The organism is Kytococcus schroeteri, assembly GCF_002847825.1.
GTDB classification, from domain to species: domain Bacteria; phylum Actinomycetota; class Actinomycetes; order Actinomycetales; family Dermatophilaceae; genus Kytococcus; species Kytococcus schroeteri.
Genome location: NZ_PKIZ01000055.1, coordinates 1 through 313 on the forward strand (window position 1 = coordinate 1; position 313 = coordinate 313).

1 pseudogene is annotated in these 313 nt (G+C 61.3%); it reads right to left on the reverse strand.

Annotated features, from left to right (window positions below):
• A pseudogene (locus tag CYJ76_RS11480) lies at positions 1 to 286 on the reverse strand (malate synthase G); the annotation flags it as partial.
• Positions 287 to 313 lie beyond the last annotated feature (27 nt).

Below are 313 nucleotides of genomic sequence, written 5' to 3' on the forward strand. Positions count from 1 at the left end.
CAGACCAGTCAGCGGACTCCGCCACCGGAATGGTCAGAATGTCACCCAGAGTCTCGCGGCGACCCTCGGTGCGCAGCTTGTCCTGCACCTCAAAGACATCCACCTCGTGGTAGTGGGTTGCGTGCAGTGTTGCACCCGTCGGGGACGGAACCCACGCAGTAGAAGCGCCCTCCTTCGGCTGGCCGATCTTCTGCTCCAGCATGTCAGCCATCAGCTCAGTCTTGGCCCACATACCCTTACCGATCTGCGACTTACCCGGCAGACCGTGCGCCAGGCCAGCATCCACATTGTTGTCCTCGTAAGCCAGCTTCCA